Here is a 12293-nt window from a genome sequence, read left to right on the forward strand (position 1 = left end):
CCCCCAATGAACGACTTAAATAACTTAACGCACGCTGAATTGTTGCAGCTGTGCGAACAACAAAAGCAGCAATTGGCAGCCTGCCACAGCTTAATTTTAGCTAAGCGAATTAGCACCGAGCACCGCCGCTTATTGCGTAACTTGGCTAAGTTATGCCAAACCGATATGCAATTTAAAAACATGGCTGCCGCGCTGGGTGTCAGTAAAAGATATTGCCGCGAGTTACGCAGAAAGTTAGAAATACTTGGCATTATCACACCTCCGCATTATTTGGAAAGCCGACAAAAAACCGCTGCGTGTTTTCCGTCAGTTCGACTGGCTGTAGTAAATAGTCAAGCCAACAAGGAGGTGAGATATGGATAGTTTGCTCTATAAGCCACTTACGCCAAACCAAGGTTTGCAAAGCAAGCATAACATCGCACCCAATGCTCAGCCCCAATTGAACACAGAGCACGCGCTGGTGTGGCGGGTAACTCAGCAAAGTATTAATCAAACACCTGACTTTACTGATTTGCTTGCCAGTGATGAACAGCTTGCGTGTTTGCGTAAACCCAATAAAGCCAAGCTGACTCGGCCAGCCAATTTGCTCACTTTGAAGCTGTGTTGGTTTTTCGATTCGGGTAGCCATTTTGATGCCCTTTCGTTGTATGTGTATGCCGCTAATTTAAGCAGCAGTTTGGTCACATCGAAACTGGACATTTGTGAGTTTGTTTTTGTACGTGAGCGCAACGACAACGGACGAACGGTTATTAGTATGTCTGGAGGCAAACATGCCTAAACGAAATTGGAAGTATGTGTCGGGCCACGATCCAGTGGACGCCTTAGATAAATGCCTACAACACGCCAAAGAAAAGCACAATTTAAGCGTTGAACGCATTATGGACAGACTTGGGATGGCGAGTAAATCGCAAATGTATGGCTACCTGGCGGATGCCAAATTGCCGGTTAATCGCCTGATCGCGTTTGAGCAAACTTGTGGTATTCCGTTGTTTACCAAGTATAGCGCCGCTTCACAGGGGTTTATGCTTGTAAAAATTCCAACTGGGCGCAAGGCCGAAGCTAAAGAGTTAGCCGAGCTACAAGTCGCACTGGCTCAAGTGGGTAGTCAAATTATCAACTTTTACAACGGTGAATGTAGTGTTGATGAAACAACCAACATGATTATGGCAATGCTACAAGATTTGGCTTACCACAAGTCGGAATTAGAACATTTTAAGCAGCCAGATTTGCTAGGAGATCACAATGGCTAGTAATCAAATTATTAGAACCTTATCTGCTATTGAATTTTTGTCTGAGCACATTGCACACGGTATTAGCCAAGCAGAGTTAGCGAAGGCATTAAACGTTCAAAGCACCGAAGCGGGTCGCATTCTGAGCAACCTTGCTCAAGCTGAGTGGTTAGAGAAAACCCCTCACAATAATCGTTTATATCGTTTAACACCTAAAGTGGGTGGCATTTCACATAAAGTTGAACATTCGCTGCGTGTTGCGCGAGAGCAATTACGCCAAGACGCGTCTACATACGCTGGTTTTTAGGGGGTAATGATGACCACAAATAACAAAGATGTAATGGATATGACCACAGCAGAAGAAGCTGCGTTATACCAAAAATTAAACGATGGTTATGGTGAATCTCGTGACGAGTTGAATACGCTTGTTGGGCAAATACAAATGGCGAACTCTTTCGCTAAATTGGGCGACGCCATCTCTTTACAGAAACTGGAAGAAATCAGAGAACGCAAGCTATACAAGGCATACAAAGGCAAACGATTCATTTTACCAAACGGAGAAACGGCGGCGGCCGCCGATACTTGGGAAGGTTTCTGCCAATTTATAGGCTCCTCGAAAGGTGTAGTTAATGAAAGATTGGCAAATCTGAAACAGTTTGGCTTGGAGGCTGCCGAAGCGTTTGACAGATTAGGAGTAAATACCAAAACCCTACGCCTTGCTCGCAAGCTACCAGATGACGAGCAAGCGATTGTCGCTGAATATACGTCTAAACCTGAGGTGACAAAAGAAGACGTCCAGCAGTTGATTAACGAATTGGACGAAAAGCATCAAAAAGAATTAGACGATAAAGAGTCAGAGCTTGCGAACAAAACCAAAGAAATAGACAGCCTTAAAGCCAATTTGAACGCAAACCGCAGCTTGTACAGCAAAGCTCAAGAAGAGTCTGAATCGCTCAGAATCAAGTTGGAAGAGAAGCGCCTAAAACCGAACGACTATTCAGAGCTGACTAAAGATATTGAAGAAATATCTAAAAAAGCTTCTTTACGCGTGGTTGAGGCGGCTATGCAAATGTCTGACTTAGCACTACAGCTAAACACTAAGCTGATGGAATGCAACAACCCAGTGCAAGAAACGGCGTTAGAACGTGCTTTAGAAATTGCAATTCCGCAGGCCCACACCGCTTTTTTTGAAGCCTTGCAACGCGCGGCGGCGTTGTTTGATGAGTTTGATCACAGCATGGGCAACTTTGCCAATCAACCGAAAGCTAACTGGGAATTAATTAAACAGTTAGCTACGCCAGTAAATGCTGAATAAGGAGCGACCATGTCAGCCACTGTAAATCATGATTATTTTGATGCCTTGCGCAATTTTGCTTTGAAACTAGAAAAAGCTGCGCATGGCACCAAACAAAGCATCATTAGCGATGCGCTTGCTTATTTTGGCTGGTCGAATCACCACAAGCTGTACCGAGAAATGGATAGACATGGCTTGAAATATAGCAAGCGTAAAACCAGAAGTGACAAAGGAAAAACGGCTCAAGACGAAACTGCACTAGAAATGGTTGCCGCCACTTTACATACCGGCAATCGCAGCAACGGCAAGCAAATGATGGAAGTGCCCAACGCAATTTCAATACTCAGCCAAAACGGGTACGACTTTATGAGTAAAAGCACGGTAAATAGGTTACTACGCGAGCGTAAAATGAACGCTAAAGCAATGCAGCGCGATTCGGCAGCAACGCAATTACGCAGCTTACACCCGAATCACGTGCATCAAATTGACCCTTCGTTGTGCGTGATTTATTACGACCCTGAAAGCAAAAAAGTGAAAGGTTCTAACGTCTTTCAAAGCTTAGCGGATGAATCTGCTTTTTATAAAAATAAACCGGACTCATTTACTAAAACCGCTAAATTGCGTGTATGGCGTTATGTGTGTACCGACCACACTAGCGGGCATATTTGGGTTAAGTATTACAGTGCAGCGGGTGAAAGCATGCAGCTGGTTGCTGATTTTATACTTTGGTGTTGGATAAAACAGCAAGAACGTGAAGCACATGGTTTGCCATACATTTTATATGTAGACCGAGGCACCGCCAATATTGCGAAACCTGTTAAGCGTTTGTGTGATTCGCTGAATGTTGACCTGCGAACACACGACACGGGCAATTCACGTGCGAAAGGCCAAGTAGAAAACGCTAACAATATAGTCGAAAAACTTTTCGAAAGCCGTTTGTTGCTTGAGCCGGTTAAATCGGTAGATGAAATGAATGATGCGGTGTTTGCTTGGCAAAATGCTTACAACGCCGATCTTATTCCCAACTATGATGCAAAGCTAAGCCGAACCAATAAAAGTCGACTTGATGTTTGGCGCACTATTCATACAGCTGCGTATAGCAAGCATTTACGCATTTGCCCGCCTGAGCAAATTTGCCGCTATATGCTGAGTTATGAGCCGGTTGAGCGAAAGGTCAAAAACAATTATGTGATTACCTTTGTTCACCCTGCTATTGGTAAAAGCGCGCCTTATTTGCTTAAAAATTTGCTTGGTGTTTTGGTGGGCGAATCAGTAAAAGTTGCGCCGATTATTTTGGATGGCTCGACTGATATTTTAGTGTTCACCAAAGACCCACTATCCGGCAAAGATATTGTTCACCAAGTGCAAATTGATGAGCGCGACGAGTTTGGCTTTAGCTTACAAGGTGCAGTAATTGGCGAGGGTTATGCCGCTTTAGCGGATGACCAAATTGACAGTAATCAAAAAGCGGCCAATGCATTGGCTTACGCTGGCTTGAGCCAAGAAGATGCAGAGAAAGCGCGCAAGAAACACGAAACCCCATTTGATACCGAGATTAATGCCCATAGCCATTTGAAAGATATTCAGCATACCGCAGCGTTTGCAAGCAAAGGCCACGAAATTGATGTACCTGAAATGTTTACCCCTGAAAAAGGTGAAAAACGGTTGGATGCATTAGAGGCCCGTATGCAAATTAGCGACATTATTAACCGCCCACTGAGTGCTGCCGAGGCAGCGTGGATTAACCAGCAGGAGATTTACCCTTCAAAACTAGACGATATAGCAAACCACGTTAAATCGGGCGCGTTATCGCGACCTACATTAAAAGTAGTTGGAGAACACTAAATGTCTGCAATACCTAAGACCTGGCATTTAAGGCTCGGGCGATTATTGGCAGCACGTGGCATTAATCAAAAAAATATTTGCCCGTTTGCACAAACTAAAGGGGTGCAAGTTAGCCCCGCGGTTATTAACCGCATTATTAAAAACAATGAGTGGCCCAAGCGTGAAAACTTTTGTGCCCAAATTAAAAGCGTGTGTGAGCAGTTTGCTGTTGAAAAGCTTGAGTGTACTGCTGAAAACGTTAGCGATATTTGGGCTGAAGATACCAAAGGCGGCGTAACGGTAACTGAAGTTCACGAAGCCATGCATATGAAACGAACCAAGGCGCAAGCCGAGGAACCTACCACTGAATTTATAGCACCGGAGAATGAAATGCTGGAGCACAATACGATTAAACATTTTGGCTTAGCTGGACAGCCGTTTGATAACGAGATCAACTGTTTAGAGGATATTTATTTGAATCAAAGCTTGTTGATGAATAAAGAAGCCATGATTAACGCTGCAACCACGGGCGGTATGATTAGCATTATTGGCGAATGCGGCAGCGGTAAATCCATTTTAAAAGAGTTGTTTGTTGATGAATTGGAAGATGAACACCCGTACTGCCAAATTATTGAGCCAGCTACGTTGGATCGCCACCGCATTACCACTAGCTCGGTTACGGCTGCTGTGTTTGAAGCTTTGCATATTGATTCTATTCCACAGTCTATTGAACAGCGTGATCGTTTAATTCGACGCGAGGTTAAAAAGCTTGCAAAAGAAGGTAAGCGCTTTGTGTTTTTAGTGGATGAAGCGCACGCACTTCACTATTCAGTAATCAAGCAGCTTAAGTGTTTACGCGAGGCTGCTGGCAATTTAACAAAAGTGATAGGTGTTATTTTACTGGGCCAACCTGAGTTGCATGAGACGTTAAGCGGCAGTAATACCCGTGAATTTAGCTGGCGTTGTAAACGCATGGAAACCCGCGCCTTGGGCGACGAAACCCAAGCTTACATTGAGTTTAAATTAAAGCGCGCCCGCAAAGCTTTTGATGATGTGTTCTCGGACGATGCTGTGGCCGCCATAAAGCAGCGTTTGTGCGGTTCGCGCAGCAATGGCATTAATCGCAACAACTCAATTGTTGATATGACGTATCAATTACACGTTAACAATTTATGTAACGAAGCCATGAATGTTGCCGCCAGAGTTTCTGAACCTTTGGTAAGCGCTGCGATTATTAAAAAATGTAGGGGGGCAAGCTAATGACAATTGTGAATGAAAAATTTGAATGTATGTTGTGCGGTTGGAAAGGTGTTACAGCTGATTTAGCCATAGCTGAAGGGGCACTAACTTGCCCTAGTTGTTACGGCCAACCAGAAGACTTACCTGAGTTAGAGCAATCAGGAGAAAACCATGAACCAAAATAACGAAATACCGGCAGGTTATTGGCAAGATGCCAAAGGTTCACTCGTACCCGAAAGTATGATTAAACCAATTGATAAAGCTAGAAATGAGTTGGTTTATGAAGTGGTTGAAAAAGCCCTAGAACTGCGAGAAGCACTCGCTAAATTCAAAGCATCTACATTTGCTGATATTGATGCTTTTGTTGAGCTATCAGCCGAAGAGTACGACGTTAAATTAGGCGGTAAAAAAGGCAATGTGACGCTGCATTCATTCGATGGTCGGTACAAGATTGTTCGATCTATTCAGGAGCACATTGCGTTTGATGAACGTTTGCAAGCCGCACGAGAGTTAATTGACGCGTGCTTAAAGGAATGGACGAAAGACAGCGTGCCAGAGTTAAAAGCAATTATTGATCGCGCTTTCGATGTAGATAAAGAGGGCAAAATTAACACAGCGCGAGTTCTGGGATTACGTCGTTTAGATATAAAAGACGAACGCTGGTTAAAAGCGATGACCGCAGTATCCGAAGCTTTGCAAGTTGTCGGTAGCAAAAGTTACATCCGTTTATACAAGCGTGTTGGCGATAGTCAGCAGTATGTACCCATTTCACTAGATTTGGCTGGCGTTTAGTCAGCCTTCATTTTCAACATAAACAATAGAAGGTCATTATTATGAATAAATCTCAATTAGTAGAACAAATTGCAACACAGGCTGATATTACAAAAGCGGATGCAAATCGTGCTGTTGATGCATTGGTTGATGCGGTTAAAGCTGAATTGGCTGAAGGCGGTAAGGTTGATTTGGTTGGTTTTGGCTCGTTTAGTGTGAGTAAACGTGCTGCTCGCGAAGGACGCAATCCTGCCACTGGCGAAACGATTAAAATTGCTGCGGCAAATGTTCCGAAATTTAAGCCAGGTAAAGCGTTAAAAGAAGCTGTTAATTCTTAATTTTAACTAAATCAACAAGCCCCTGCGGGGGCTTTCACTTTATTAATGAATAAACGGTGGTTTGCATGACTACATTTTTGAAGCGACATAAACAATATATTCAATTAATTCATATTGCTAAGTCTCAGTTACGTATTGATAACGACGTCCATCAAATGAATTGCTTACACTTTTCTGGTCAGCGAACGAACTCTACAACTCAGATGACACGCTTAGAACTAGCCAATTATCTTGAACATTTAAAAAATCTTGGGTTTAAACCAACTAGCAAAAAGCGAACAGGCAATAAACCAGCAGGTTTTTACAGCCCTAAAGGACGCGGAACTGTTCACGATAAATTGCGCTCTGTATGGTTTGAAATGTGTGATGCAGGATTTATTCATTCTAGGTCTGAAGAGGCGATTTTTAATTATACGTGGAATCAGCTTAAAGCTGACTGGCCCGAGAAAGTAGCAGTACCTCGTACATTAAATAACATTCCAACAAAGTGCATTCACCCGGTAATTAATCGCCTTAAAAAATGGAAAGCGCGTTGTGTTAAGGAGGCTGCAAATGGCTGATACTGTTGTAAAAGAAAAACAAGGTACCGAGTTTTTAATGTGCATGTCGGCTCAATTAGCTGAGTCTTTGGTTAATGCGGGTGTTGATGAAACTATCGCAAACAAATGTGCCTGGGATGCAGTCGATTTTGTTCGCAAACAGCATGGTGGATTAGTTTTATATATACCAAAAGGTAAAAATTTAGACGCAGTGCTGCAACAAATGAAAATTTTTGAAGAGTTTACAGGAAATAACCAAGCTGAGTTGGCTAGAAAATATGGTTATTCAATCCAGCACATATACCGTATCTATAAACAAATTTTGCAGCATAAACGCGAAAATAACGATTTACCGCAAGCTGATATGTTCTATCAGGGGGACGCATGAAGCTTGCTCGTTGCCCTGTATGCCATACTCATATTGATTTACTTTCGTTAGTTGAAGATCAAGCAGGTCGTGATCTTTTAATCGCAGTGACAAAATTAGAAACTTGGTGTGCGCCACCTGTATTGGCGTACATTGGCCTATTCAAACCCGCTAAAAGCGACCTAAACAACGCCCGAGCACTTAAATTATTAAATGAAGTGCTTGGTTTTCATTCAAACCGAAAATTAATAGCCGAAGCTTGCGACGTAACTGTGCAACAAATCAGAGCTAAACGTGTTGAAAGTAAGGCAAAGCCACTTAAAGATCACGCATACCTAAAATCTGTAATTGAAACCCTCAAATCTAACTACCATACACCGGTTCAGCCAACAAAAACCACAATAAACCCTATAAATAGACAGTTCACAGCAGAAGAGTTAGCTAGACAGCAACAAGCGCATTTTGATAGATTGAAACCGATATTAACAAAATAAGTACTTTAAAATGATCTTGTACAAATACAGCCCTCTTAATGAAGGGGCGAAAAAAATCCTTACTGAAAACACCTTAAAATACACCGCACCAGATCAATTTAACGACCCATTTGACTGTTTGGCTTATTATGACCGGGATGAACTTGAGAACTACTTTCGGCAAAACTACCACAGTATTGGAAAGTCCAAAAATTTAGCTCCAGCAAAACGTATAGAGCAAAAACATCAACGTATCCATAACGCCTTAAAGAACTACGACCAAGGCAATTTTGAAAAGATATTTCAGGATAGTAAAACTGGTATAACATGCTTCACCAGATGTCCGAAAAATATTTTAATGTGGTCTCATTATGCAGACTATCACAAAGGCTTTGTCGTTGGATTTGAATGCATTCCCTTAGAATATACCAAAACATATACAAGACAAGATGTTCCACCATATGATGATTGGCAACAAGATCTGGTATGCTTTCAAGTGAAATATAGCGACGATAGACCAGTACGAACATTAAATAAGTCAACTAATAGTGGTAAACAAGTGGACTTTAAATCTCTATCAGTATTTTTCACGAAAGCTAGACAATGGGAATACGAGCAGGAATATAGATGCATTTCTTATAAAAAAGGTGCGGGCATCTTTCGATATAAAAGAGAGTTAATCAGGGAAGTAATTATCGGTGTAAAGACGAAGCAAGATGAAATTGAAAGTATCAAGGGAATTTTGAGTTCAATCATTGAAAAAACCGGTAGCGGAATTAAGCTCTACCAAGCGTATATAAAACAAGGCACTTACGAGCTTGGCATTAGGGAGTTACAATATTAACTATTGAATAATATTTGTAACTCACTTTCCCGCATAATTTCACTTATTCCCGGTATTTTTCGCAAATTTATTGGTTATTTATCTTAAGTTAGATCAATTTAAGCTCTAAACGCAAAAAGCCCATCTCTTTCGAGATGGGCTTAATATACTTTTATCAGTTGATAATACTTTTTGATTAATTTTTATTAATTTTTTTGTCTTAATCTATTTTATCAACCAATCTAATTTGAAGCCTGGCAGTGTGCTACTCTCACATGGGAAACCCCACACTACCATCGCCGCTATTGTGTTTCACTTCTGAGTTCGAAATGGATCAGGTGGTTCCACAATGCTATCGCCGCCAGGCATAAACTGTTAAATCTCGAACAGTAGTAATTCTCATGCGCTCAAGCTTAATCTTTCATATTCATATTCAATAAACATTCGGCGTTGTATGGTTAAGCCGCACGGGCAATTAGTATTGGTTAGCTCAATGCCTCACAGCACTTACACATCCAACCTATCAACCTCGTAGTCTACAAGGGCCCTACAGGACCTTAAAGGTCTGTGACAACTCATCTCGGGGCTCGCTTCCCGCTTAGATGCTTTCAGCGGTTATCGATTCCGAACTTAGCTACCCGGCAATGCTATTGGCATAACAACCGGAACACCAGAGGTTCGTCCACTCCGGTCCTCTCGTACTAGGAGAAGCCCCCCTCAATTATCAAACGCCCACGGCAGATAGGGACCGAACTGTCTCACGACGTTCTAAACCCAGCTCGCGTACCACTTTAAATGGCGAACAGCCATACCCTTGGGACCGACTTCAGCCCCAGGATGTGATGAGCCGACATCGAGGTGCCAAACACCGCCGTCGATATGAACTCTTGGGCGGTATCAGCCTGTTATCCCCGGAGTACCTTTTATCCGTTGAGCGATGGCCCTTCCATTCAGAACCACCGGATCACTATGACCTGCTTTCGCACCTGCTCGACGTGTCTGTCTCGCAGTTAAGCTGGCTTATGCCATTGCACTAACCGTACGATGTCCGACCGTACTTAGCCAACCTTCGTGCTCCTCCGTTACGCTTTGGGAGGAGACCGCCCCAGTCAAACTACCCACCAGGCAGTGTCCGCATCCCCGATTAGGGGACTACGTTAGAACATCAAACATACAAGGGTGGTATTTCAAGGATGGCTCCACAACATCTGGCGACGCTGCTTCATAGCCTCCCACCTATCCTACACATGTAGGTTCAATGTTCACTGCCAAGCTGTAGTAAAGGTTCACGGGGTCTTTCCGTCTAGCCGCGGGTATACGGCATCTTCACCGCAATTTCAATTTCACTGAGTCCCGGGTGGAGACAGCGTGGCCATGATTACACCATTCGTGCAGGTCGGAACTTACCCGACAAGGAATTTCGCTACCTTAGGACCGTTATAGTTACGGCCGCCGTTTACCGGGGCTTCGATCAAGAGCTTCGCTTACGCTAACCCCATCAATTAACCTTCCGGCACCGGGCAGGTGTCACACCGTATACGTCATCTCTCGATTTTGCACAGTGCTGTGTTTTTAATAAACAGTTCCAGCCACCTGGTTACTTCGACCACCTCTCGCTCCAGTCGTTAAGACTTTCACAATAACGTGGCGTACCTTCTCCCGAAGTTACGGTACTATTTTGCCTAGTTCCTTCACCCGGGTTCTCTCAAGCGCCTTAGTATTCTCTACCTGACCACCTGTGTCGGTTTGGGGTACGGTTCTTAATAACCTGAAGCTTAGAAGATTTTCCTGGAAGCCGGGCATCAACTACTTCAACACCTTAGTGTCTCGTCTCGTATCTCAGCCTTAGTGTTCCGGATTTGCCTAGAACACCAGCCTACTTACTTTCACTTGGATAACCATCACCAAGCCAGTTTAGCCTTCTCCGTCTCTCCATCGCAGTTATTAAAAGTACGGGAATATTAACCCGTTTCCCATCGATTACGGCTTTCGCCCTCACCTTAGGGGCCGACTTACCCTGCCCTGATTAGCATGGGACAGGAAACCTTGGTCTTTCGGCGAGGGGGTTTTTCACCCCCTTTATCGTTACTCATGTCAGCATTCGCACTTCTGATACCTCCAGCAAACTTCTCAGTTCACCTTCAACAGCTTACAGAACGCTCCCCTACCACTTGAACTTACGTTCAAATCCGCAGCTTCGGTTGCTTATTTAGCCCCGTTACATCTTCCGCGCAGGCCGACTCGACTAGTGAGCTATTACGCTTTCTTTAAAGGGTGGCTGCTTCTAAGCCAACCTCCTAGCTGTCTAAGCCTTCCCACATCGTTTCCCACTTAATAAGCATTTGGGACCTTAGCTGGCGGTCTGGGTTGTTGCCCTCTTCACGATGGACGTTAGCACCCACCGTGTGTCTCCCGGATAGCACTCTACGGTATTCGGAGTTTGCAAAGGGTTGGTAAGTCGGGATGACCCCCTAGCCTTAACAGTGCTCTACCCCCGTAGGTGTTCGTCCGAGGCGCTACCTAAATAGCTTTCGGGGAGAACCAGCTATCTCCCGGCTTGATTAGCCTTTCACTCCGACCCACAAGTCATCCGCTAATTTTTCAACATTAGTCGGTTCGGTCCTCCAGTTGATGTTACTCAACCTTCAACCTGCCCATGGGTAGATCGCCGGGTTTCGGGTCTATACCTAGCAACTCTACGCGCAGTTAACACTCGCTTTCGCTACGGCTACCCTATTCGGTTAACCTTGCTACTAAATATAAGTCGCTGACCCATTATACAAAAGGTACGCAGTCACAGAACAAGTCTGCTCCCACTGCTTGTACGTACACGGTTTCAGGTTCTATTTCACTCCCCTCACAGGGGTTCTTTTCGCCTTTCCCTCACGGTACTGGTTCACTATCGGTCAATTGGGAGTATTTAGCCTTGGAGGATGGTCCCCCCGTCTTCAGTCAAGATAACACGTGTCCCGACCTACTTAATACGTGATTAATGAATCTTCATATACAGGGCTATCACCTACTATGGCTGAGCTTTCCAGCTCATTCTACTAATTCATTTATCATCGGCTCTTCCCCTTTCGCTCGCCGCTACTTAGGGAATCTCGGTTGATTTCTTTTCCTCGGGGTACTTAGATGTTTCAGTTCTCCCGGTTCGCTTCTTACACCTATGTATTCAGTGCAAGATACCCTAAAAGGGTGGGTTGCCCCATTCGGAAATCTGTAACTCATGCGTCTTTTATCGACTCGTCACAGCTTATCGCAGATTAACACGTCCTTCATCGCCTCCAATTGCCAAGGCATCCACCGTGTACGCTTAGTCACTTAACCATACAACCCGAATGTTTATCGAATCGTATCATTAAACGCTTTTACGTTGATTGAATACTATGGTCT

Annotated in this window: 14 protein-coding genes and 2 rRNA genes; 14 read left to right on the plus strand and 2 right to left on the minus strand. The window is 43.9% G+C overall.

Annotation, left to right across the window (positions count from 1 at the left end):
* The first annotated feature begins 6 nt into the window (after positions 1 to 6).
* From FNT16_RS01595 to FNT16_RS01655, 14 genes are all read left to right on the plus strand, one after another.
* Complete coding sequence (locus FNT16_RS01595) at positions 7 to 363, plus strand: hypothetical protein (RefSeq protein ID WP_143869906.1); 357 nt, start codon at positions 7 to 9, stop codon at positions 361 to 363.
* On the plus strand, positions 356 to 778 hold the full coding sequence (locus FNT16_RS01600) for a hypothetical protein (protein WP_143869907.1): 423 nt from the start codon (positions 356 to 358) through the stop codon (positions 776 to 778). Before FNT16_RS01595 ends, FNT16_RS01600 begins: the two co-directional genes overlap by 8 nt.
* Positions 771 to 1250 (plus strand): hypothetical protein, encoded by a 480-nt coding sequence (locus FNT16_RS01605; RefSeq protein ID WP_143869908.1) that lies wholly within the window; start codon positions 771 to 773, stop codon positions 1248 to 1250. The genes FNT16_RS01600 and FNT16_RS01605 overlap by 8 nt, the downstream gene beginning before the upstream one ends.
* Positions 1243 to 1536 carry a MarR family transcriptional regulator gene (locus FNT16_RS01610; protein WP_143869909.1) on the plus strand — a complete coding sequence of 98 codons (294 nt, stop codon included), beginning with the start codon at positions 1243 to 1245 and terminating at the stop codon, positions 1534 to 1536. The genes FNT16_RS01605 and FNT16_RS01610 overlap by 8 nt, the downstream gene beginning before the upstream one ends.
* Before the next feature lie 6 nt (positions 1537 to 1542).
* Positions 1543 to 2544, plus strand: coding sequence for a hypothetical protein (locus tag FNT16_RS01615; protein ID WP_143869910.1), 1002 nt, complete (start codon positions 1543 to 1545; stop codon positions 2542 to 2544).
* Positions 2545 to 2553: 9 nt separating this feature from the next.
* Entirely contained in the window at positions 2554 to 4368 is a 1815-nt protein-coding gene (locus tag FNT16_RS01620; protein WP_143869911.1) for a DDE-type integrase/transposase/recombinase, read from the plus strand.
* Entirely contained in the window at positions 4369 to 5607 is a 1239-nt protein-coding gene (locus FNT16_RS01625) for an ExeA family protein (protein ID WP_143869912.1), read from the plus strand.
* Positions 5607 to 5771 carry a hypothetical protein gene (locus tag FNT16_RS20325; RefSeq protein ID WP_185976658.1) on the plus strand — a complete coding sequence of 55 codons (165 nt, stop codon included), beginning with the start codon at positions 5607 to 5609 and terminating at the stop codon, positions 5769 to 5771. Before FNT16_RS01625 ends, FNT16_RS20325 begins: the two co-directional genes overlap by 1 nt.
* Positions 5758 to 6378 (plus strand): DUF3164 family protein, encoded by a 621-nt coding sequence (locus tag FNT16_RS01630; protein ID WP_143869913.1) that lies wholly within the window; start codon positions 5758 to 5760, stop codon positions 6376 to 6378. The genes FNT16_RS20325 and FNT16_RS01630 overlap by 14 nt, the downstream gene beginning before the upstream one ends.
* A gap of 41 nt (positions 6379 to 6419) precedes the next feature.
* Positions 6420 to 6695, plus strand: coding sequence for an HU family DNA-binding protein (locus FNT16_RS01635; RefSeq protein WP_143869914.1), 276 nt, complete (start codon positions 6420 to 6422; stop codon positions 6693 to 6695).
* Positions 6696 to 6760: 65 nt separating this feature from the next.
* Positions 6761 to 7255, plus strand: a complete 495-nt coding sequence (locus FNT16_RS01640; protein WP_143869915.1) for a phage protein GemA/Gp16 family protein — start codon at positions 6761 to 6763, stop codon at positions 7253 to 7255.
* A complete protein-coding gene (locus FNT16_RS01645; RefSeq protein WP_143869916.1) occupies positions 7248 to 7622 on the plus strand; it encodes a Mor transcription activator family protein in 375 nt (124 codons plus the stop codon). Before FNT16_RS01640 ends, FNT16_RS01645 begins: the two co-directional genes overlap by 8 nt.
* Positions 7619 to 8095, plus strand: coding sequence for a hypothetical protein (locus FNT16_RS01650; RefSeq protein WP_143869917.1), 477 nt, complete (start codon positions 7619 to 7621; stop codon positions 8093 to 8095). The genes FNT16_RS01645 and FNT16_RS01650 overlap by 4 nt, the downstream gene beginning before the upstream one ends.
* 10 nt (positions 8096 to 8105) lie before the next feature.
* Positions 8106 to 8918 (plus strand): DUF2971 domain-containing protein, encoded by an 813-nt coding sequence (locus FNT16_RS01655; RefSeq protein ID WP_143869918.1) that lies wholly within the window; start codon positions 8106 to 8108, stop codon positions 8916 to 8918.
* 231 nt (positions 8919 to 9149) lie between these two features.
* Here FNT16_RS01655 and rrf read toward each other — a convergent pair.
* Positions 9150 to 9263 (minus strand): 5S ribosomal RNA (gene rrf, locus FNT16_RS01660).
* An 88-nt stretch (positions 9264 to 9351) separates the two neighbouring features.
* Positions 9352 to 12227 (minus strand): 23S ribosomal RNA (locus tag FNT16_RS01665).
* Positions 12228 to 12293 lie beyond the last annotated feature (66 nt).

The sequence above is a fragment of the Catenovulum sediminis genome (assembly GCF_007289895.1).
Lineage (GTDB): Bacteria > Pseudomonadota > Gammaproteobacteria > Enterobacterales > Alteromonadaceae > Catenovulum > Catenovulum sediminis.

What these genes read in the sequence shown, in the direction of transcription:
- FNT16_RS01595 (WP_143869906.1), top strand. Translation starts at nt 7, where the DNA reads ATGAACGACTTAAATAACTTAACGCACGCTGAATTGTTGCAGCTGTGC.
- FNT16_RS01600 (WP_143869907.1), top strand. Translation starts at nt 356, where the DNA reads ATGGATAGTTTGCTCTATAAGCCACTTACGCCAAACCAAGGTTTGCAA.
- FNT16_RS01605 (WP_143869908.1), top strand. Translation starts at nt 771, where the DNA reads ATGCCTAAACGAAATTGGAAGTATGTGTCGGGCCACGATCCAGTGGAC.
- FNT16_RS01610 (WP_143869909.1), top strand. Translation starts at nt 1,243, where the DNA reads ATGGCTAGTAATCAAATTATTAGAACCTTATCTGCTATTGAATTTTTG.
- FNT16_RS01615 (WP_143869910.1), top strand. Translation starts at nt 1,543, where the DNA reads ATGATGACCACAAATAACAAAGATGTAATGGATATGACCACAGCAGAA.
- FNT16_RS01620 (WP_143869911.1), top strand. Translation starts at nt 2,554, where the DNA reads ATGTCAGCCACTGTAAATCATGATTATTTTGATGCCTTGCGCAATTTT.
- FNT16_RS01625 (WP_143869912.1), top strand. Translation starts at nt 4,369, where the DNA reads ATGTCTGCAATACCTAAGACCTGGCATTTAAGGCTCGGGCGATTATTG.
- FNT16_RS20325 (WP_185976658.1), top strand. Translation starts at nt 5,607, where the DNA reads ATGACAATTGTGAATGAAAAATTTGAATGTATGTTGTGCGGTTGGAAA.
- FNT16_RS01630 (WP_143869913.1), top strand. Translation starts at nt 5,758, where the DNA reads ATGAACCAAAATAACGAAATACCGGCAGGTTATTGGCAAGATGCCAAA.
- FNT16_RS01635 (WP_143869914.1), top strand. Translation starts at nt 6,420, where the DNA reads ATGAATAAATCTCAATTAGTAGAACAAATTGCAACACAGGCTGATATT.
- FNT16_RS01640 (WP_143869915.1), top strand. Translation starts at nt 6,761, where the DNA reads ATGACTACATTTTTGAAGCGACATAAACAATATATTCAATTAATTCAT.
- FNT16_RS01645 (WP_143869916.1), top strand. Translation starts at nt 7,248, where the DNA reads ATGGCTGATACTGTTGTAAAAGAAAAACAAGGTACCGAGTTTTTAATG.
- FNT16_RS01650 (WP_143869917.1), top strand. Translation starts at nt 7,619, where the DNA reads ATGAAGCTTGCTCGTTGCCCTGTATGCCATACTCATATTGATTTACTT.
- FNT16_RS01655 (WP_143869918.1), top strand. Translation starts at nt 8,106, where the DNA reads ATGATCTTGTACAAATACAGCCCTCTTAATGAAGGGGCGAAAAAAATC.